Origin of the sequence: Brevibacillus gelatini, assembly GCF_003710935.1 — a bacterium.
Classification (GTDB): domain Bacteria; phylum Bacillota; class Bacilli; order Brevibacillales; family Brevibacillaceae; genus Brevibacillus; species Brevibacillus gelatini.
Map to the genome: position 1 here is coordinate 15,504 of NZ_RHHS01000048.1, position 19,236 is coordinate 34,739.

21 protein-coding genes and 1 riboswitch are annotated in these 19,236 nt (G+C 53.7%); of the genes, 3 read left to right on the forward strand and 18 right to left on the reverse strand.

Annotated features, from left to right (window positions below; translation table 11 throughout):
* Position 1 precedes the first annotated feature (1 nt).
* Together EDM57_RS19445 and EDM57_RS19450 are read right to left on the reverse strand one after the other, a co-directional pair.
* Entirely contained in the window at positions 2-991 is a 990-nt protein-coding gene (locus tag EDM57_RS19445) for an ABC transporter substrate-binding protein (RefSeq protein ID WP_122906355.1), read from the reverse strand.
* A 149-nt stretch (positions 992-1,140) separates the two neighbouring features.
* Positions 1,141-1,286: riboswitch (cobalamin riboswitch) on the reverse strand.
* 194 nt (positions 1,287-1,480) lie between these two features.
* Positions 1,481-2,245, reverse strand: a complete 765-nt coding sequence (locus tag EDM57_RS19450; RefSeq protein WP_122906356.1) for a MerR family transcriptional regulator — start codon at positions 2,243-2,245, stop codon at positions 1,481-1,483.
* Positions 2,246-2,366: 121 nt separating this feature from the next.
* Between EDM57_RS19450 and EDM57_RS23455 the strand changes: the two genes are divergently transcribed.
* Complete coding sequence (locus tag EDM57_RS23455; protein WP_170163478.1) at positions 2,367-2,537, forward strand: hypothetical protein; 171 nt, start codon at positions 2,367-2,369, stop codon at positions 2,535-2,537.
* 81 nt (positions 2,538-2,618) lie between these two features.
* Here the strand turns inward: EDM57_RS23455 and EDM57_RS19455 are convergent, their stop codons facing one another.
* The 14 genes from EDM57_RS19455 to EDM57_RS19520 all read right to left on the reverse strand — a co-directional run bounded on the left by EDM57_RS19455 (position 2,619) and on the right by EDM57_RS19520 (position 15,604).
* On the reverse strand, positions 2,619-3,551 hold the full coding sequence (locus tag EDM57_RS19455) for a manganese-dependent inorganic pyrophosphatase (protein ID WP_122906357.1): 933 nt from the start codon (positions 3,549-3,551) through the stop codon (positions 2,619-2,621).
* Between the two features lie 107 nt (positions 3,552-3,658).
* On the reverse strand, positions 3,659-4,576 hold the full coding sequence (locus EDM57_RS19460) for a phosphotransferase (protein WP_122906358.1): 918 nt from the start codon (positions 4,574-4,576) through the stop codon (positions 3,659-3,661).
* 61 nt (positions 4,577-4,637) lie between these two features.
* Positions 4,638-5,024, reverse strand: coding sequence for a hypothetical protein (locus EDM57_RS19465; RefSeq protein ID WP_122906359.1), 387 nt, complete (start codon positions 5,022-5,024; stop codon positions 4,638-4,640).
* Between the two features lie 93 nt (positions 5,025-5,117).
* Positions 5,118-6,392 (reverse strand): restriction endonuclease subunit S, encoded by a 1,275-nt coding sequence (locus EDM57_RS19470; RefSeq protein ID WP_246005855.1) that lies wholly within the window; start codon positions 6,390-6,392, stop codon positions 5,118-5,120.
* Complete coding sequence (locus EDM57_RS19475; protein ID WP_122906360.1) at positions 6,385-7,866, reverse strand: type I restriction-modification system subunit M; 1,482 nt, start codon at positions 7,864-7,866, stop codon at positions 6,385-6,387. The genes EDM57_RS19470 and EDM57_RS19475 overlap by 8 nt, the downstream gene beginning before the upstream one ends.
* Positions 7,867-8,124: 258 nt before the next feature.
* Complete coding sequence (locus EDM57_RS19480; protein ID WP_122906361.1) at positions 8,125-9,270, reverse strand: SEC-C domain-containing protein; 1,146 nt, start codon at positions 9,268-9,270, stop codon at positions 8,125-8,127.
* Positions 9,271-9,379: 109 nt separating this feature from the next.
* Positions 9,380-10,132, reverse strand: a complete 753-nt coding sequence (locus tag EDM57_RS19485) for a YwiC-like family protein (RefSeq protein ID WP_122906362.1) — start codon at positions 10,130-10,132, stop codon at positions 9,380-9,382.
* Entirely contained in the window at positions 10,129-10,644 is a 516-nt protein-coding gene (locus tag EDM57_RS19490; RefSeq protein ID WP_122906363.1) for a hemerythrin domain-containing protein, read from the reverse strand. The genes EDM57_RS19485 and EDM57_RS19490 overlap by 4 nt, the downstream gene beginning before the upstream one ends.
* Before the next feature lie 179 nt (positions 10,645-10,823).
* Complete coding sequence (locus tag EDM57_RS19495) at positions 10,824-11,126, reverse strand: hypothetical protein (RefSeq protein WP_122906364.1); 303 nt, start codon at positions 11,124-11,126, stop codon at positions 10,824-10,826.
* The gene (locus EDM57_RS19500) at positions 11,123-11,308 is read right to left on the reverse strand and encodes a hypothetical protein (RefSeq protein ID WP_122906365.1); all 186 of its coding nucleotides are present in this window, start codon (positions 11,306-11,308) and stop codon (positions 11,123-11,125) included. Before EDM57_RS19500 ends, EDM57_RS19495 begins: the two co-directional genes overlap by 4 nt.
* Entirely contained in the window at positions 11,298-11,822 is a 525-nt protein-coding gene (locus tag EDM57_RS19505) for a Rieske (2Fe-2S) protein (RefSeq protein WP_122906366.1), read from the reverse strand. The genes EDM57_RS19500 and EDM57_RS19505 overlap by 11 nt, the downstream gene beginning before the upstream one ends.
* 18 nt (positions 11,823-11,840) lie before the next feature.
* A complete protein-coding gene (locus tag EDM57_RS19510; RefSeq protein ID WP_122906367.1) occupies positions 11,841-12,410 on the reverse strand; it encodes a 4Fe-4S dicluster domain-containing protein in 570 nt (189 codons plus the stop codon).
* Positions 12,403-14,577: a molybdopterin oxidoreductase family protein gene (locus EDM57_RS19515; RefSeq protein ID WP_122906368.1), complete on the reverse strand. Its 2,175-nt coding sequence runs from the start codon at positions 14,575-14,577 to the stop codon at positions 12,403-12,405. Before EDM57_RS19515 ends, EDM57_RS19510 begins: the two co-directional genes overlap by 8 nt.
* Positions 14,564-15,604, reverse strand: a complete 1,041-nt coding sequence (locus tag EDM57_RS19520; protein WP_122906369.1) for a hypothetical protein — start codon at positions 15,602-15,604, stop codon at positions 14,564-14,566. Before EDM57_RS19520 ends, EDM57_RS19515 begins: the two co-directional genes overlap by 14 nt.
* Positions 15,605-15,797: 193 nt before the next feature.
* Here EDM57_RS19520 and EDM57_RS19525 point away from each other — a divergent pair, with 193 nt between their 5' ends.
* The gene (locus tag EDM57_RS19525; RefSeq protein WP_246005856.1) at positions 15,798-16,505 is read left to right on the forward strand and encodes a Crp/Fnr family transcriptional regulator; all 708 of its coding nucleotides are present in this window, start codon (positions 15,798-15,800) and stop codon (positions 16,503-16,505) included.
* A 77-nt stretch (positions 16,506-16,582) separates the two neighbouring features.
* Here EDM57_RS19525 and EDM57_RS19530 read toward each other — a convergent pair whose 3' ends face one another.
* Positions 16,583-18,112: a nitrate/nitrite transporter gene (locus EDM57_RS19530; RefSeq protein ID WP_122906370.1), complete on the reverse strand. Its 1,530-nt coding sequence runs from the start codon at positions 18,110-18,112 to the stop codon at positions 16,583-16,585.
* Positions 18,113-18,299: 187 nt separating this feature from the next.
* Between EDM57_RS19530 and EDM57_RS19535 the strand changes: the two genes are divergently transcribed.
* Complete coding sequence (locus EDM57_RS19535) at positions 18,300-18,554, forward strand: hypothetical protein (RefSeq protein ID WP_122906371.1); 255 nt, start codon at positions 18,300-18,302, stop codon at positions 18,552-18,554.
* Between the two features lie 64 nt (positions 18,555-18,618).
* Here EDM57_RS19535 and EDM57_RS19540 read toward each other — a convergent pair whose 3' ends face one another.
* Positions 18,619-19,137 carry a hemerythrin domain-containing protein gene (locus EDM57_RS19540; protein ID WP_122906372.1) on the reverse strand — a complete coding sequence of 173 codons (519 nt, stop codon included), beginning with the start codon at positions 19,135-19,137 and terminating at the stop codon, positions 18,619-18,621.
* Positions 19,138-19,236 lie beyond the last annotated feature (99 nt).

Consider the following 19,236-nt stretch of genomic DNA (forward strand, 5'->3'; position numbering starts at 1 on the left):
TTTATATCACCAGGTCAGGATAAATCGCCTTGGCAACCTCGATCAAGCCTTGTGTAATGCGCGGGCCTGGGCGTGCGAGCAGGTTTTGTTCCATTCCGAACACCTGGCTCTCACGGATCGCCTTCATCGTATCCCAGCCGTTGCGCTTGGCGATGATGTCCTCCAGCTTCACGCCTGTCTTGTCGTCCGTAACGCCTTTGGCGTACAAAATGACGTCAGGATCGCTTTTCAAAATCTTTTCCTCGCTGATCGGGTGCCAGCCCTCTGTATCGGCGGCAATGTTCGTTCCGCCTGCCAGCGTCACCAGCTCGTCGAGGAACTCCCCTTTGCCCACTGTCCAGCCTGGAGCAAACTCCAGGTACACTCTTTTCTTGTCTTCCGGCTTCACGCCTTTGACAGCCTCCTGGACGCGCGCGATGTCCTGCTTCATGGCAGCGACGACCTTTTCCGCCTGCTCCTGTCTGTTCGTGATGACGCCCATCATCAAAATATTGTTCAGAATGTCATCCATCTTTTGCGGATGCGTGACGAAAACAGGTACGCCGAGCGATTTCAGCTTGTCAGAAACCGGCTTTTCCATCGAGATTCCCCCGATGACCAGATCGGGCGTCTGGGCGAGAATCGCTTCTTCACTCGGATTGACGACTCCGCCCACTTTTGGCTTCGTACTGGCTTCTGCCGGATAGTCGTCAAAGTCGGATACACCGACGATCCGGTCGTTCAAGCCGAGCGCAAACAAGATTTCCGTCTCTGCCGGAGAGGTAGAAACAATTCGCTGCGGTTCTTTGGCCAAGGTTACTTCTTTTCCGGTGGCGTCCGTGACGGTAAGCGGGTAGACGGACTGTTTGGCAGGGGCAGCGGTTTCCTGCGGCGCGGTCTGCGGTGTCTCTGTCTGTGGTGCAGGTGCCGTCTGGGTGTTGCCGTTGCCGCCGCAACCGACGAGACTTGCGGCAAGCAGCAGCGGGATGAGCAGTTTCCATGCACGTTTCATATGTATGACTTCCTTTCTGTACGACTGGTATTCTCAGCAAAGAAAAAACCCTTCGCTTCCAACCGGAACCAAAGGGTCGACATGTCAGGAGAAAGCATGCTCACGAAAAAAAGCATCCTGAACGGGCCGAACCTTTCCGCGAAGGCGCAGGCACACCATGCAAACAGGCAGGTCTCCTGGCTTGGCGGCTTGCGACAGCCGCTTTACAGTGGCGGGACCGCGCCGGACTTGCACCGGCTTCCCTTTTCACCCCGTCCTGAACAAGGACGAAGGCACCTGTTTGCGCGTATTCAATTGCATGACCTACAATTGCTAAGACTCATCCATCATGATAGCATTCCTTTGCCAAAAAAAGAATGCTTTTTCGCTTCTGCCACAGGCGAACGTTGAAGCAGGCAAAAAAGCACCGCCCCAAATCGGCTCGCAGCTTTCCGAGCGGATTTCAGGGCGGTGCGCGTTTTGGTGTCCCGAAGCTTTCCTCTATCTACTCTACGCTTGCGCCTGCGTATAGATCACGACAGCATCCCGCAAAAATGCGGCAAGTCCGGGCTTGGTTTTATCATAGTAGGCAGTGAAGCGCGGGTCGTCCACATACATTTGCGCTACGCTGGCGTGCGCTTCCTTGCTGTAGCTGTCCCAGTAAAAGCTCAGCCACTGGCGATGCAGATCGGCCGCCTTCTGCGCAAGCTCGCTGCCCGGATCTCCCGTGGCAAACGCCTCTTCCAGCGTCTTGTGCAGTTCCTGGTTCAACTGTTCAAGCTGTTTGTACTCTTCCTCTGTCATTTCCTTGAGTTTCCGGTTGGAGCGGTCTACCTGTTCGTCGCCGTATTTGGCGCGAATTTCTTGCCCGTACTGCTTCTCGTTGTCATCAATCAGTTGCTGTTTGAAGCCTTCGAATTTTTGTTTGTCGGTCATCGTTTTCGTCCCCTCTCTTTGCGCTAAGGTAAGTTCGACGTTGGCGATCAGCCGATCAAGCTGCGCCCGTTTCTCCAGCAGCTTCGCGCGGTGCTCGCGCAGTGCCTGGACGGCATCGAAGGTCGGCGAGCTGACAATTTCCTTGATCTCCTCCAAGCTCACACCCAGCTCGCGGTAGAACAAGATTTGCTGCAAGCGATCCACCTCTGCCTGCCCGTAAATGCGATACCCGGAAGAATTGATTCTCGCCGGCTTGAGAAGGCCAATTTCATCGTAGTATCGAAGCGTCCGGGTGCTGACGCCCGCCAGGAGACCCAGCTTTTGCACCGTATATTCCATCTTTCATCCCTCCTGACAAATTCATCGTACACATTTACGCACCGTCAAAGTCAATCACAGTTTTTACAGGAAAAATATGTTAAACTATTGGTAAGTCACTGGAAAAAAGGAGGGCATTCACATGCTGTATATCCTTGGTGCTATTTTGGCTGTTCTCGGCGCTGCCTGCTTCATGACAGGCTCGATCAGCCTGCGGGCAAGAGACAAGCACGCCATCCGGCATTACGCTGATGACGCCTATGCGCAGCAGACGATGAACTACTTGAATCAAAACAACCACAATCCGTTTTGAGCACGAGAATGCGACCGCGATTCAGCGAAAAAGGCCGCCCACATGATTGCGGGCAGCCTTTTTTATTGCGGTGATATTTTTTTACAGAGCCTGGAATGTATCTGTCAGTACAGGTACGATCTGCTTCTTGCGGGAAACAACACCTTTGAGAACCGCTTTGTTGTCAACCAGCGTGACGTTGTACGCTTTTTCTACCGCTTGTGTAGCCGTTCCGAGCGCCAGCGCGACAGAGTCGTTGTTCAGGATGTCCGTTACGACGAACACGAACAAGTCCAGTCCTTTTTCTGCGATGATCGCGGAAATGGCTTCTTCCAGTTCGCCTTGGCGAGCCAGCACGTCGTTGACATCCACTGCGTTGACTTGCGCGATTTCCACTTTGGCGTTGCCCATCTGGAATTCTTTTGCATCGAGGGAGAGCAGCTGGGCGATTGTTTTGTCGCTCAGGTCTGCGCCTGCCTTGAGCATTGCCAGACCGTACGCCTGCAGATCCACACCTGCGATCTCCGCCAGCTCATGGGCAGCGGCAACGTCCTGCTCTGTGCAGGTCGGGGATTTCAAAAGCAGCGTGTCGGAAATGATCGCGGACAGCATCAGACCCGCGATGTCTTTCGGAATCTCCACGCCGTTTTCCTTGTACATTTTTTTCAGGATCGTAGTGGTGCAGCCGACAGGCTCCGCGCGGAAGTACAGCGGGTTGCTTGTCTCAAAGTTCGCGACGCGATGATGGTCAATTACCTCGACAACTTGCACCTGCTCGATGTCGTTTGCGCTCTGTTGACGTTCGTTGTGGTCCACGAGAATGACTTCATTGACTTCATTCGCTACGGTTTCCACGAGGCGAGGCTCTTTTGCCTGGAAGTAGTTCAGGACGAACGCCGTCTCGTTGTTGATGGCACCAAGGCGCACAGGCTCTACGTTGGCCCCGAGCTTTGTTTTCAGATCAGCGTAGACGAGCGCCGAGCAAATGGAATCCGTATCTGGATTTTTATGACCGAAGATTAACTTTTTTTCCATCATCCATAACTCCTTAGTCGTATATTGGCGTCAAAATTATACCACAACTTGGCGAGTAATCCCAAGTAACATTATAGGTTCTATGCTGATGAATGGGAATCGCTTCGCTACGAATCTGCCAAGGCGCGCCTGATAATCGCGCTTGCTTCCGCTGCTGTCCGGTCGTCGCCTGTGTCTTTGGCCTGCATGTAAATCAGCATCGGGATGAAGACGGCAATCAGCCGCGCCAGCAGCTTCGTCTCCTCATCGACTTCGCCGTATTCGCGGAAAAAATCGTCCCTTGCCCGCGGCGGCAAAAAGCTGTAGGCGATGCTCAGATCACAGCCGGGATGGCCGATATTCATGTCGCCCCAGTCGATAATGCCCGCGATTTTTCCATCCGGCCCCACCAGCATGTTTTTAAAGTGCAAGTCGCCGTGCATCAACACTTCCTTGGACTGAACCTGTTCCACATCAAGCCCCTGCAAATAATTGGCGATCAGTTCGCGATCGTCATCTGCAAAAGGAATGTCCGTGTCAGCCAAAAACTGCTGCATTTTTTCTTTCCGGCTGCGAATATCCAGCAATCCGCGCTGGTCAGTGGGCGCACCGTTTTCTTTCGCCACGTCTACAGGGAACGCGTGCAGGCTTTTTAAAAAGCGGGCCAACGCCAGAGCAGATGCCGCGCGCTGCGCCTCTGTCAGTCCAAGCGGAAACTCCCCGGCCAGATACGTATAGCCGAGAAAAGGCAATGGGTAAGCTGCCGTGCCTTTTCCGTAAAAAAGCGGTTTCGGATACGGGAGTGTGAGATACGGCTCCAGCCTGGGCAGAAGCCTGCCTTCCAGCTCGATCAGTTGTACGGCGATTTTTCTGCGCGGGAAGCGGAACACGTATTCCTCGCCAACGGCATAGACGGTATTGTCCCAGCCGTCTCCCAGGCGTCTGACCTGTTTTGCGGACAACGCGGGAAATTGCTGATAAATCAAGCTTTGAGCCAATTCCTCCGTCACTTCCCACTCTGCATCCCAAGGATTTGCACGACTCATTTCTGCTCACCTTCTTCTCTTTATTCTGTTGTCGATGGCTCGGAGCACAACATCACAGATGCTAGGCTGTCCGCTTCTTCCTTTGCCGTCTGATGATGAGCAAGCATACATAGTAAAGCAGTGCGGCTGACATCCCCAGGACATAAAAGGAAAAGTTAGCCATACGCAGTTCTCTTGCTACAACCCAGAGCAACAAAACGGTCGCGACAACTCCGGCTGCGGCGTAGAGCAATACCTCCAGCATCACCACAAGCACGTTCCTTTTTTTGTGCAAAGGCCGCAAGAGCCAGTCGATCAGGACAGATTGCGGCAGGCCCAATACAAATACGGTTGGAAATGTGAACATCGCCATCGGAAAAACCATGAAGCGATCCCGAAAAAAGAAGATCGCAGCGCCAAACGTAAACAAAAAGCTGGCCATAATCCCGGCAACAAAACGATCTGCCAAGACGAATGGCACCTCCTATCTATTTGTGTTCTTTTGGCTCCAAGCCCGATACAGCAAAAAGCCGGGGATTGTACAAAAACGTGTCCCTGACCGCTACTCTGCACTGTCCGCCGCCGCTTCGTCCGGCTTCACCCTGACGCGGCCTGTCAAAAGCATCTGCATCAGCGCTTTTTTGATCGCCCGCAACTGCTGAAGCTTCTCCTTCTCGCTCGCGCACTTCGTGAGGACACTTTTGATCCCTGCCACGATCTGCTGCTGCTCACGAAGCGGCGGGAGGGGAATCACAATCGTCTCCACACACTGCAAGCCAAGCTTCGGCACTCCTGTCACACCTTTCAGCACTGCGATCTGCCGCTGGCAAAAATCCGAGCCAAGGGCAAACATGAGGTAGTCGGGATCGATGCAGTCGCTGGTCGGTGTAAGCTTTGCCGCGTTTTCCGTCAAAAGGGCACCGTCGAGCATGTCCGGGACTCTGCCCGCCATCCCCAAGTAGACCCCTGCGATGGACAGGTACAGATCGTGCCTGGAGATCGTGTACCGCTTGATTTTGCTGTAAATCTCTTCGGTTGCGTATTTAAGCTGCCCCGTCTGCACCGTATAGTCGCAAAAATCAGATACCCGTATGTACGGGTAGGGAGTGACGGTGTCCACCAGGCTGCTGCCTTTTGGCACTCTTTTTCCGCCCTTGACTTCGGCGATTTCCTTGAGCTTGACCAATGACCATCCCGCCGGAATCGTCCCCATTTTCGTCTGAACAAATGCGGTGTGGCCGATTCCTTGCGTAAACAGCTTTTGCATCAAGCCTTTTTTTATGACCTCCGTCTGTGCGACAATCGCTTCCGTCTTCTCGATAACCGTATCCACTGAAGCGAGAATTTCCGCGATTTTTTGCTGCTCCGGCAATGGCGGGTAGTAAATCGGGATGGATTCCAGCTGTTTTGCGCTGATGTTGAGCTGTGCGACGCCCGCCGCCATGGTCAGAACCTGGTCGCGAAACCATCTGGAGGTGACTACGAATTTCAAATACTCTCTGCAAACGAGCGACTCGTCCTTGACTTGTAATCTCCCCACCCGCTGATTGAGCAGCGCAGGCAGATCGGCTGCCTGTACCTGGGCAAAATTTTCAATACTGCCAGACATGCCAAGCAACAGATCACCCGGCGCAAGCAAAAACGACTGGTACTCCCCAAGCGCTTTTTCTGCGAGGCATTTCGCCTGTGTCAAATCCAGGCGGCCGTTTTTCATGTTGCTCATCCGCACGACGGGAATGCCTTTGTCGACAAACGCAGCAGAGGAAAACGGATAGCCGCCTTGCACGCGCACAGCCCATCCGAGCGGTCCTTTTTTCCATTCAGGCATCTCAGACATCGTACCCCAACTCCTTCAGGAAGCGAAGCATTTTTCCCTCACTCTCGCTTCGCTCTGCCTCCAACTCGCGCTGCTTCCTCAATGCTTCCTGCACGTCAATCTGCGCTTCCTGCTCGGACGCATCGATGTAGCGCGCCATGTTCAGATTGTAGTCGTTGGCCTGAATTTCGCTGTGCTCGACTACCCGGCAATACTTGTCGACCGCCTCCCACTTTTCATAAGCGGACACGATGTTTTGCACATCTGCATCTCGCAGAAAATTTTGGTTTTTTCCTTCCTGAAATCCGCTTGCGCCATGCAGGAAAAACACTTTCTGCTTTTTAGCCGTTTCTTTCTTGCGATTCACAATCAAAATACTCGTGGGAATCCCTGTCCCGTAAAAAAGGTTGGGCGGCAAGCCAATCACTGCTTCCACCAAATCCTCTTCCAACAGCCCCTTGCGGATTTGTGCCTCCGCTCCGCTGCGAAACAGCACCCCGTTGGGCACAACCACGCCCGCCTTGCCATTGGAACTGAGCGTCGCCACCATGTGCTGGACAAATGCGAGATCGCCCTTGTCCTTTGGCGGCATCCCGAAGCGAAAGCGAGCGAATTGATCCGTCCTCGCTTCCTCCAGTCCCCAGTTGCTCAGGCTAAACGGCGGGTTGGCAATCACGCGGTCGTACAAGATGAGTTTGCCCTCCTCGACCAGTTTGGGCTCGCGGATCGTATCGCCTTTTTCGATCCGATGGTCCAAGAGGCCGTGCAACAGCAAGTTCATCCTGCAAATCGCCCACGTCTGGAGGTTGCGCTCCTGGCCGTGCAGCGTAATGCGCTGCGGGTTGCCTCCCTTGGCCTTAATGTAATCAACTGCCTGAATCAGCATCCCGCCGGAGCCGGCCGTAGGGTCGCACACGCGCATGCCTTCCTCCGGCTTGATGAGCTTCACGATCAATTCCACTACCTTGTTCGGCGTGTAAAACTCTCCGCCCTTTTTCCCTGCATCGGCGGCAAACTGCTTGAGTAAATACTCATAGGCTCTTCCCAAAATATCCGGTTCCGACAAGTTGCTGTTGCCAAGATGGATCGCGGAAAAGTGCCGGATCAACTGCTGCAGAAGCTTGTCCGGCAGCCTTTCCGTGTCGCTGAAATCTATTGTGGCAAACACGCCACGCAGCAAAGGATTCTCCGCTTCGAGAGCGGCAAACGCCTCGTTGATCGCTTCGCCAATCCCTTCTGTCAACGCCTGGAGCCTTTGCCAGCGAGAGTTTTCGGGAACGACAAACAGGTAAGCGTCGCGAGCGTTTTTTCCGCCACCGCTGCCTTCGCGCTTTTTTGAACGCTGCTCGGCTTCGCTGAAAACATCATGCAGTCGCTTGAGAAACAACAAGCCAAAAATATAGTTTTTATAGTCAGCGGAGTCAATGCTCCCACGTAAAATATTGGCTGATTCCCACAGATGAGCCTCCAGCTGCGGCAGCGTAATTTTTGCCATGATGCCCTCCTTTTGTTCCGTTCTTCTTGGCATTTTGATGTCGCACATTCTGATCGCAAACCGCTTTGGACAGATCAAGTCAACAGCTTTATCGCCCCGCCTGTGCCAATATCCGTTTATTATAGCAGGGGAAGGCGATCATCGGGGCATACCAATCATGAACAACACAAAAAAACCACTATTCGCAAATAGTGGCTACTGACAAAACTTTTTTGGATGAAAAACGTCTTTATGCTAGACCGGAGCAGGACCTTCCCCTCACGCCTGCTGTTCGGCATAAACCGATTTTGCCTGCGAGATGGACCAGAGCAGGTTCGAGTCAAGGGCCAGCTCCTTGATTGCGGCAAATTCCTCATAGGTAATAAACTCGCCGTGTGCTGCTCGATTGCGCAGCGCATGCAACGCCTTCAGCTTGTCCCCCAAAAGCTCCACATTGTCACTGACAATCGGGATATGCTGGTTTTGCAGGTATTCACACAGTTCCCACCACATTCGTTTTTTCAAAGAAGGCGCTCCTTCATGAAGAGAAATTACGTCGCGCAGCTCCTGTTCCAACAGGCCGAAGTAGTTCATCGCCAGTCCCGTGTACGAGATTTTGTCGACTGACTTTCGCGGTATCGAGCTTTCCTGGACAATCGCCGTCGCCAGCGTTTTCAACGACTCTTCGCGCAATCCTGTGAGCGTGTGGGCGTACTTTTCATACTCATTCTCGATCTCATCGAGAGAGTTCCATTCAAAGTCAATGATGACTTTTCTCTCATCTTTGTCCAGTCCATACACCCCGTCTTCACTGAGTTGCAACTCCCAGTCGACCAGTTGGTTGTTCGTATCGACAAACATCCTGACGCTCCACAAATCAGCCTGTTCCTCGATCCCCCGAGCCACCGCCTGATAACAGCACTCCATGATGGCTTTCATGGCTCCGTAATCCGCCGTATCATACTCTCCTAAAAACGCATACTCTGCCAAAATGCTCTGGGCGGCATTGCGGATCAATATGCGCTCTGCTCTTGTCAAAGCAGGTTCCGCCTTGACCTTGCTTCGAGCCGATGAGGGCAGCCCTTTCATTTCCAGAATCTCGCTGACTACCTGAAAATAATAACGCTCGCCTTCATCCACCAGCTTCATTAGGTCTTTTGCCAGAAAATGGATGACATCATCCCGTTTATGCTCCCGCCGCAAATACGTTCCCATCTGGTCCATGAGCGCCAATGCCAATTCCTTCATCCCTTGCAAAGAATTGTGCGAAGTAGTTGCGGGCTGAAAGTATTGGTTGTGCGCCTGCACTTCTGAAAGCGACGGATTTTTGGACAGTTCCAGCATTTTCGCTTCGTCTTTTGGCAAGCAGCATTTTTTGTATTTTTTACCCGAACCGCACGGACACGGCTCGTTTCTGCCGAACATTGACACTGGCCATTCCCCCACGTTTTTTCGCCGTATGGTTGTCTGTCTGACTCTCCCTTATTTCCCAATTTACCCGGGAGAATAAACAAGTTTTTTAGGGAAAGGGCCGTCACGTCGCAAACAGCACGTATCCCCCCCCCAAAAACCAGAGAACGTTGACGATCTCCATGATTCCGACTGTTTTTACAGGCAGCTTGATCCCTCTTGCGGCAATCGCCATTTTGACCGCTCCCGGCAAAAAAATGACGCTGATAAGCGCAGGGACTTGCGGCAAAAAGGGCAAGCAGAGCAAGAGCAAATGATACATGATTCCGACAAAGTGAAAGCTGTGATTGTTCTTTTCGCGAAACACCGCTTTGACGAAAAAGATGCTGCCCGTAAAATAAACGACGTTCAGTGCCATCGCGGTGAGCAACTCCGTCCGGGATGCACCGCCGCCAAGCGCAGCTGCAATCGGAAGCAGCATCGTCAATCCGACAATTCCGAGCAAATCGTTTACGAAATGGCGCTCCCGCTTGCGGCGAATAAACCAGATGCTGGCCGTCGCAAAGACGCCCATCACGATCAGCGGCCAAAACGCCAACGCGTTGTGAATGAGCGGGTAGACCAGGCAAACCGCTGCCACTCCACCGAAGATCAGCAAGGTTCGGAGCACTTGCCGCGCAAACCTTGGCTGTCGCATATAGACCAGTACCGCGTTGACCGCGATAAAGCCGCAGAGCAGCCCCGGTCCGGCGAGCAGTTGCAACACGTTTTTTTCCACAAGAAAAACCCCGAACAAATAAGGCACGACAAACATCGCCCAGACTCCGTGCTCACGCGGCAGTACCAGGGAAGCCTCGCCTCTTTTCCCCTTGGTCACGTCCCTCGCCCTCCTCTCGCTTTTTCTCTTGCGGCTGCCATGATCGCCTCTTTTTTCTCTCTGGACAAGACGTGTTCGGCCATGGGGAACAGCAGCATTTCCTCTTTGTCGAAGTGATCGTGCAGCAGCCGATACAATGTCGTCGTTTCTTCCCGCAGCCGTGTCGGCCCACGCCCGGCACATTGGCAGCATGCGGTTTTTTCGCGCAGTTCCGTCAACTGGCTGACCAGTCGCCGATGCTCGTCCGTCATCATGATGACAGGCGGGGTGGCGTACCCTAGCGACTCTGTCAGGGCTGCAAACAATAGTTCTTCCTCCAGTGCATGATGGTCTTTCAGCTTTTCTGTCAACAGCGCAATCGTCTCCCGGAATTGTTCCACAGCTTCTGCGCTCATGGTCCGGTTTTGGTAGACAAGCTGTTTCAGCTTCTCCATATATTGTCCCAGGACAGCGTGTTCCCGGGAAAACAAATGACTGAGCAGTCGTTTTCCATCTGTTTGCCGGCTATTCACACGGGCCCCTCCCCCCGCCGCTTTCTCTTCTGTATCGCCATCGTGACTGCAGCAAAATAAACAGCCTCCCAGTTGGAAGTATAAGATGCGAGCAAAAAAAGCCAACCAAGACAACGGTGGTTGACTTCAGTTGGCCAGCGAAAAAACCATACGCTGTCGTGCCTTCTGTATCCGAACGGTCAACTGACAAACGCAATCCTGTACAGCAGCTTCCCTCTGCGATCATGGGCTGTAAGCACAATCTCGCCCTGGTGGTTCGTGAAGCCAACCTCATTTTCCCAAATCGGCACAGCGACAAACTGGCAATGGTTAAAGTACAGGCGCACGTGCTCGCCCTCTTCGGTAAACTCCCATTTGGCGAGCGGCTTTTCAATGACAGGCGCTGACTCGGGCAAGGCGTCTTCGGCCAAATCTTTGATGCAGATGCGCATGGTCCAATCCGTCAGTTGCGACAGTTGCTCGGCAAGCAGGAGCTTATTCATGGCTTCGCCTCTCTTTTATAGAAAAATAGCGCGAGCGGAAACAGCAGCAGGTTGATGAGCGAAAGTGCGATCACCTCTTTGTAGCGTGCAAAGTAAAACAGGTTGACTGTGTATTGCGTGCAGATCAGGTTGGCCAAAAGCACGAGGCAAAGCAAGAGTACGCCCCGATAGCTACGCTTCATACGGCTTCACCCCTATCGCGTAAATCAGACCATTTTCAACCGTCAGCTCGATTTCCGGCAGCGGTCGGCGCGGCGGGCCGGCCAGCGGATTGCCTGTCTGTACATCAAATTTGCCATGGTGGCACGGGCAGATCAGTTCGTGTTCTTCCTTGCTCCAGAACACCGGGCATTTCAGATGGGTGCAGGCATTTTGATACGCCTTGTACTCGCCTTCGCGCAGGCAGACGAGAAGGGCGCTATCGTACTCGTTCGGATAGGCAAACTCCCTGGCGTCTCCGGCTTTCAGAGACGCCGCTTCCGCAATTTTTTGCCGGGGCCAGGCGTTCGTATCTCCATCCAGCAGCTTTTTCGCTGCAATGGTTCCCCAGGGAAGCGTCGAGACAGCAAACAATCCGGCGGCGCCGACCATCGTTTTCATAAAACCTCGGCGATCCAGACTCCGCTCATTCGATCTCAAGATGTTGTGCGTATAGTTATCATCCCGTTCGGGTACGGGCGATTTCCTTTCGTTCATGCCGCAGACCTCCTTCGACTAGAAAAGCTTCTGCACCCCTTGCAAAATGCCAGGCAAGCTGATTTTTACATTCGTCTCGCCTTCCAGCGGCTCCGGTCTTTGGCTGGCCAGCCATTTGCCGCCCGCCAGCTTGTGCACGGCCTGCTTCTCGGCAAGCTCGCTCTCTGTAATCCACTGAAGCGTATTGGTTGGACAGACCGAGGCGCACATCGGGGGAATCCCCTCTTTGCTCCGGTCGTAGCACAGATCGCATTTGTACATCAGGTTTTGTTCCTGATCGAACTTGGGGATACCGTACGGGCAAGCGATCGTGCAGTTTTGGCAGCCAATGCACTTCTCCACGAGCGCCGAGAGTACCGCTCCGTTGTCCGCGATCTGGATCGCCTGTGCCGGACAGCTGCGGGCGCAGGCGGGGTTGACGCAGTGCAGGCACATCAGTGGAATCGTCTGACGCGTTTGCAGCGGATCGACATCCATGACGTAGTTGCGATTGCGGTTGTCATGTCCCCCGCATTGCGTGCAGGCCGCCAAACAACTGCGACAGCCGATGCAGTTATCCATTTCGATGTAGAGCACCTGCTTAGCCATGCAGTCTCTCCCCCTTTTCCAGCTTGACGATTTCGGCTGCACACGCCTTGAATTCCGGCATTTTGCTGTACGGATCCAGCGCCGGGTTCGTGAGCAAATTGATCGATTCGTCCTTGCCCCAGTGGTACGGAACAAACACCGTATCCGGCCGGATCGCCGCGATCACTTTTACCTTGTAGACAGCTTCGCCCCGCCTTGTTTTCAGCAAAACTTTTTCGCCATGCGCGATCCCGTATGCTTTTGCCGTATCCGGATGCACTTCCAGAAGCGGGTCCGGGTACATGTCGCGCAAAAACGGAATCCGCCGCGTCTGGTTCCCGGACAGGTAGTGGTAGACAACACGGCCGGTCGTCAGCCGCAGCGGGTATTCCGCGTCCGGTTCTTCGGCTGGCGGCCGATAGGGCAGCGCGCAAATTTTCGCCTTGCCATCCGGGTGGTAAAACTTTTTATCGAGAAACAAATGCGGCTGCCCCTGGTCGTGTTCATCTCTGCACGGCCAGAACACGCCCTGCTGTTCTTCAATTTTTTCGTAGGTAATGCCGTAGTAGTCGGCCGTGCCGCCCTTGGAGACGCGGCGCAGCTCGTCGAAAATGTCACGCGGCCCGTTCAGGTGTGCGAAGTATTGGCCCCGGCCCATCCGCTTCGCGATTTCGATCTGAATCCACCAGTCCGGCTTGGATTCGGCATACCAGCTCTGGGCCTGACGATGGCGGATTACCCGCCCCTCCAGGTTCGTCGTGGTTCCTTCGTCCTCCGCCCATGTCGTCGTCGGCAGCACGACATCCGCATACTCCGCCGACTCCGACAGGTAAAAGTCCACGCAGACCATAAAATCCAGGCTTTTCAGCGCTTCGCGGACGTGGTTCTGATTGGGGGCGCTGACCGCCGGGTTGGAGCAGAGCAAATACAGGCCGCGAATCGTCTTGTCGAGCATCAGCCCAAACATTTCATAGGCAGACACGCCTTTTTGCGGCATTTCCTCTACCGGAATCCCCCAGGCGCAGGCGACTTCCTGCACATGCTGCGGGTTATCCATTTTCCGATAGCCTGGCAACTGATCTGCCTTCTGCCCGTGCTCCCGTCCGCCCTGGCCGTTGCCTTGCCCCGTGAAGGTGGCAACCCCGGACTTCGGACGGCCGATCTTGCCTGTGACAAGCGCCAGGTTTGTGTAGGCGGATACGTTGTCCGTCCCTTTGGACTGCTGCTCGACCCCGCGGCAAAACATGACAATCGCCTCGGGTGCCTTGCCGTAAATCTCGGCGGCGCGAATGATTTTTTCCTCGGCAATCCCGGTAATTTCGCTGACGTAGGCGGGTGTATAGGCTTCAACCAGTGCTTTTGTTTCCGCAAAGCCGTTGGTGTGGTTTTGAATGAATGCTTCGTCGGTGTAGCCATTTTTGATGAGCAGATGCAAAAGGCCGTTTGCCAGGGCAAGGTCTGTCCCCGGCCGCAGGTCCAGGTGGACGTCAGCGCGGCGGGCAAGCGGCGTCTCGCGCGGGTCGGCCACAATCAGGTAGCCGCCGCGATTTTGCACCTCCCAGATGCGAAACATGCTGGTCGGATGGCACTCCGCCGCATTGGACCCGGCAATAAACAGGCAATCGGTCTGGTGGAGGTCCGACCACGGAACAGTCGAGCCCCGGTCGATGCCGAGACTGCGGTTGAATCCGGCCGCCGCAGACGACATGCAAAACCGTCCGTTGTAATCGACGTACCGGGTCTGCAATCCTACACGGGCGAATTTTCCCGTCAAATAACATTTTTCGTTCGTCATCGAAACGCCGGAGTAGACAGACAACGTATCTTTGCCGTACGCTTCCTGCAACTGCCGGAAGCGATCGACGATATAGGTGAGCGCTTCATCCCACGACACCTCTTCGAAGCCTTGCGCCGTTCCTTTCCATGCGGGATTGCGGCGGATGAGCGGTCGTTTGATCCTGTCCGGGTGGTTGACCTGCTGATAGGCGGTTACGCCTTTCGGGCACATGCGCCCCAGATTGACCGGGAAGTCGTAGCGCGGCTCTACCCCGATAATCGTATTCGTGCTCGTATCGACGCGCAGATTCATCCCGCACTGCATCCCGCAGTAGCAGCAGTGGGTGCTGACCAGCTTTTCACCAGGATGTAATTTATTTTTGATCGATTTGAAAAATTTATCCTTTTGCATGCTGATTCGCCTCTTTCTCGGAACGGTAATGAGTAGGGATTCCGGTAAAGCGGAAGATGCGGTATTTTCTGCGGCAAGGCAGGCACAGCTCCGCCAAGTGGAAGCCTTCTGCCATCTCAAAGCGAATCCCGTTTTCGCCAAGCACATCCACCACGTCACCGGACTGCTCGGCAGAAACAAAGCCTGTCTGGCACACCTTGCATAGCTTCATTTCCTGCTCGGCGTAATGCTCGCGGTAATTGCGGGCGAAGACACTCATCGGGCGGAACGGGATGTGCGCCAGTTTGCCAAAGGGCAGATAAATCAAGGTCACGATAACCAAAAACTGGTGAATCAGGCTCATCACCGGATGGCCGAAACCGTGTAAAAACAGGTTGCTCGCCGTCAGCAAGAGTCCGGTAATGCTGACGAAAAGCAGCAAATAGAGCGGCAAAAAATCATAGAGAAAGTTTTGCTCCGCCCGTGCCTGCATGTTTTTCAGACGGCGGTACAGCGCCATGCATACGCCCGCAATCACCATGAAGGCCGTAATATTGAGCGCATTGTAGAACAAAAAGGCTATCCAGCCATCGGCTTTGACCTTGAGCACATCGACGCCCATCGCGACAACGGTGTAAGTGCCGTTGTCGCCCATCGTGAAGTACATCCAGCCAAAGACGAGCGGAAACGTAACCAGCGCAGAGAGGATGCACCCCCAGCCGAGCAGAATGTGCTGTGTCCAGCGATACCAGCCGCGGTTCCATATAAAGCGGTAGGTCGCCAGATGTTCCACTGCCGTTTGCGGCGTGCTTTTTCGCAGCAGCAGACGCAAGCCTTTTTTCAGGATAATCTTGGTTGGCGGCCGGTCGGCCCAGGCTGAAAACCGGTAGAGAAATCCGCCAATGAACACGACTGTTCCTACCATATAACCGTAAAGGGCAAGATCAATATGGGTAAAAAAACGAGTGCCCACGTACGAAGCCAGGAACAGGACACAGACTGTATAGAAAGCCCTTTTGGCCACCTTGGACGCAAATGCTCGCTCCATGCGAACAACCTCCCCTGGTACATAGCTTTGTCAATCGTTGGCTTCATTGTAGCAATGTCCTCCCCCCTGCAAAGTGACATACCTCACACCTCTTTGCAATCGCCAAGAAGATGACACGACTTTGCCAAAATCCTCATGCTATAATGGCAACAGATTGCGCGAGGCAAGTTGAGCGGAAAGCAGAGGTGTGCAGATTGTGAAAAGTCTCACATTTATTGAACAAGTGTCTCCTGCCTTTGTTCGTCAATTGGAACAAATCGGAACGCGAAAAAAAATGACCCCCACGGACTCCGTCTTGTTTATCGACGGAGAAACGGCAGACAAGCTGTACTTGCTTGAATCCGGGCAAATCAAGCTGACCAAAACGACAAGCGACGGCAAAGAGCTGACCCTGCAAGTATTTGGGGCAGGCGAGCTGGTCGGAATGGTCGGTCTTTTCGAACCGGACGTCGCCTATACATCTACCGCGACCATGCACGAGCCAGGCGAAGTCAACGTCATCCAGCGAAGCGCCCTGGAGAAGCTGCTTCTTGAAAACGGCGAGTTCTGTGTAGATTTTTTGCGCTGGATGGCGATCATGAACCGCAGAATCCAGTCCAAGTTTCGCGATTTGCTGTTGAACGGCAAAATCGGCGCCTTTTATTCCACCCTGATCCGCATGAGCAATACGTACGGAGAGGAACGGGAAGACGGGATCCTCATCAAGCTCTCGCTCACCAATCGCGATCTGGCCCAATTCATCGGGCTCACCCGCGAAAGCGTCAATCGGATGCTGGCCGATCTGAAAAAGCAGGATGTGATCGAAATACTGCCGCACGGCTATCTTTTGGTGAAGGATTTGGAGTATTTGAAAGAGGCGATCTGCTGTGATGATTGCCCGCCGGAAATTTGCCAAATGTAAAAATGAAAAAAAGAAAGCTGCCCCTCTCCCCAAACGGGAATCGGGTGCAGCTCTTTTTTGTTCGCGAAAAAATTCTCCTAGCCGGAAGTCGGCAGTCCCGGATCGGCTGGCTGAAGCTGTTGCGGAGAAAGCTCGGTAAACATGCCAGCATAATACTGCACGTCGCCCGCTTCATCCCGGATCGAGCTGATCGTCAGCCATTGTCGATACGTCTCACCGCTCTTGCGCCGGTTCCATATCTCCCCTTGCCAAAAGCCTGTGGCGGTTATCTGTTGCCACATCTGCTGATAGAAGCTCGCTCCCTGCATGCCGGATTTTAACAGACTCGGATTTTTGCCGATCACTTCGTGGCGTGCGTAGCCCGTCACTTTGGAAAATGCCGGGTTCACATCGCAGATTGTGCCCGTCGTGTCGGTGATGACGATCGCTTCGCCCGTGTTGTCGACAATCGTTTTGGCTAGCTGCAGCTTTTCCTGATAGTACATCCAGAATACGAGAATGAGACTGGCCAGCGCCACCTCTGACAAGGCCATAAACCCGATGGCATAATGACCCGTGACGTCGAACAAGAGAGTCAGGATCAGCGGCGGGAAAAAGCCTCCCAACCCGCCCATCGCAGATACAATGCCGTTGACAATCCCGGCCTGCCTGGAAAAGTAGTACGGCACCATCTTGAAAATCGCTCCGTTCCCGATGCCCGCACATACGGCAATCGCCAGACAGCCGGCCGAGTACAGCTGCAAGGACGGGGAAAACGACAGCACGACACCGAACAGGCTAAGCCCGGCGAAGACACCTACCAACACCATCAGCGCATTGAAGCGATCCCCCAGCCAGCCCCCGAGCGGCCGGGCAATCGTCGCCAGCGCGATAAATCCGGCTGTTCTCATTCCGGCGTCCACTTTGTCCAGCCCGAAGTTGCTGACGAGGAAATTAGGCAGGTAGACGGTAAACGCCACGAACGAGCCAAATGTAATAAAGTAAAACAAGCTAAGAAACCACAGCTTCTCGTTGCGGTAAACCCCTTTGATCTGCTCCAGCACGGACGTTTTCACCCGCGCTTCCTGGCGGTCGCCAAAGAAAAAGTTGAGCAGGGCAAACAGCACGAGCAAGCCCAAGTAAAGCTTCACAGTCCCTGACCAGCCGATCTGCTTTGCCACGAGGGGCGCAAAAAACGTCGAGAGCGCCGTCCCCGCATTGCCAACCCCGTAGATGCCATTGACGAAGCCGTGCTTTTCTTTTGGGTAGTATTTCGGCAATGAGGTTACGCCTACAGAAAAGATCGCGCCCCCGACCCCAAGGAAAAACCCGCCGATCATCAAGTCTATGGCAGAGCTCGCCTCGCTTATGTAGTACACAGGCACGAGCAAAAGCAAAAAACTGATGGTAAACATCGCTCTTGCCCCGAAGCGGTTCGTATAATAGCCGATCGGGATACGCAAGAGGGAACCCAGCAAGACAGGGATCGCGGTAATCCAGGCGATTTGTCCTGCTGAGATGGACAAATCGTCTTTGATAAACGGCATCAAGGATGACAAGATGACCCAGACCATGAAACCTGCAACGAGGCTGAATGTTTGCAGGGGCAGTTGAATTTTGCGAATCATCTCTCCCAACTCCTTTTTCTGTACAAAGAAAGTGACCTCAATATGACCGGGCTATCCTCGCATCATGCCTGAGTGCCTCGCACTCGTCCCGTCACAAAATCGTTTTGATTGGTGTGATCGTACGCACAGTCAATCCCGGTCGTCTTGCTCTATGCTTGGGGCACGAATGAGTTCGAGGTGATACGAGATGATGACGATCAAGAACGTACAAGAGGCGTTTTTCCTCTGCGGCTTCCCGTATTACAAACAACTGTCGATTCGCGGACAGCAGGCCATTTGCACGTTTTACAGCATTCATTCCGACTACCGGAAAAAGGTTATCCTCAACCTGACGAGCAAAGCCGAGCTGCAACACCAGATTGCGCTGGAGGTCATCAAGTTTTTGGCCCATGACGGAAAAGCGCTGGAGGAGCAATACATCCAGACCGTTCTTGGCGACTAGCTGGCGCGATGCCAATCGGACGCCTTGCACCAGCGCCAGACGCCCGTTTTTTCCGCACGCTTTTTTACTGACAATCCCCCACGCCATCTGCCGGACGGGTGGCTATTTTTTCGAGCAGGTGCTGCTTTTCTTCCTCGCTCAGCATTTTTTCGGCCATCGGAAAAAGCACCTGCTCTTCCTTTTGAAAATGCCCGCGCAAAGTCTCCACAGCGTTCTGCAAATAGTCAGGAAACCCATCCTCCAAAAATCGGTTCAGCAAGCGTTTGGCCTGTTCATGCTCGTATTCCATCACGGCGATCGGCCCTGTTTCTTTTCCGATGTACTTCGCCATCATGGGAAACAGTACGTTTTCTTCCCTGGCGGAATGTGGCTCCAGTTCAGCAATAAAGGCGGCGGTTTGCGCCTGCAGTTCAACGAGCAGTTCTTCCTTGCGAATCGCTTCTGCATGCACAAACTGTGCGGCAAGCTGCTGCAATTCCAGCATTTTTTCCACGAGTGGACCGTGTTCTTTTTTCAGTTGGGCCAGAGCGGTACAAAGAATGGGCTGTTCGGGATTCATCCCCATGGAACATCCTCGTTGCATCGTGCATCCTCTCCTTTTTGTTTCACAAGGCAAGTGTAGCGAAAAAACGGCCACTACGCTGTTAAGTACGTCACACTTTCCGCGCAAAAAAAGACTGCC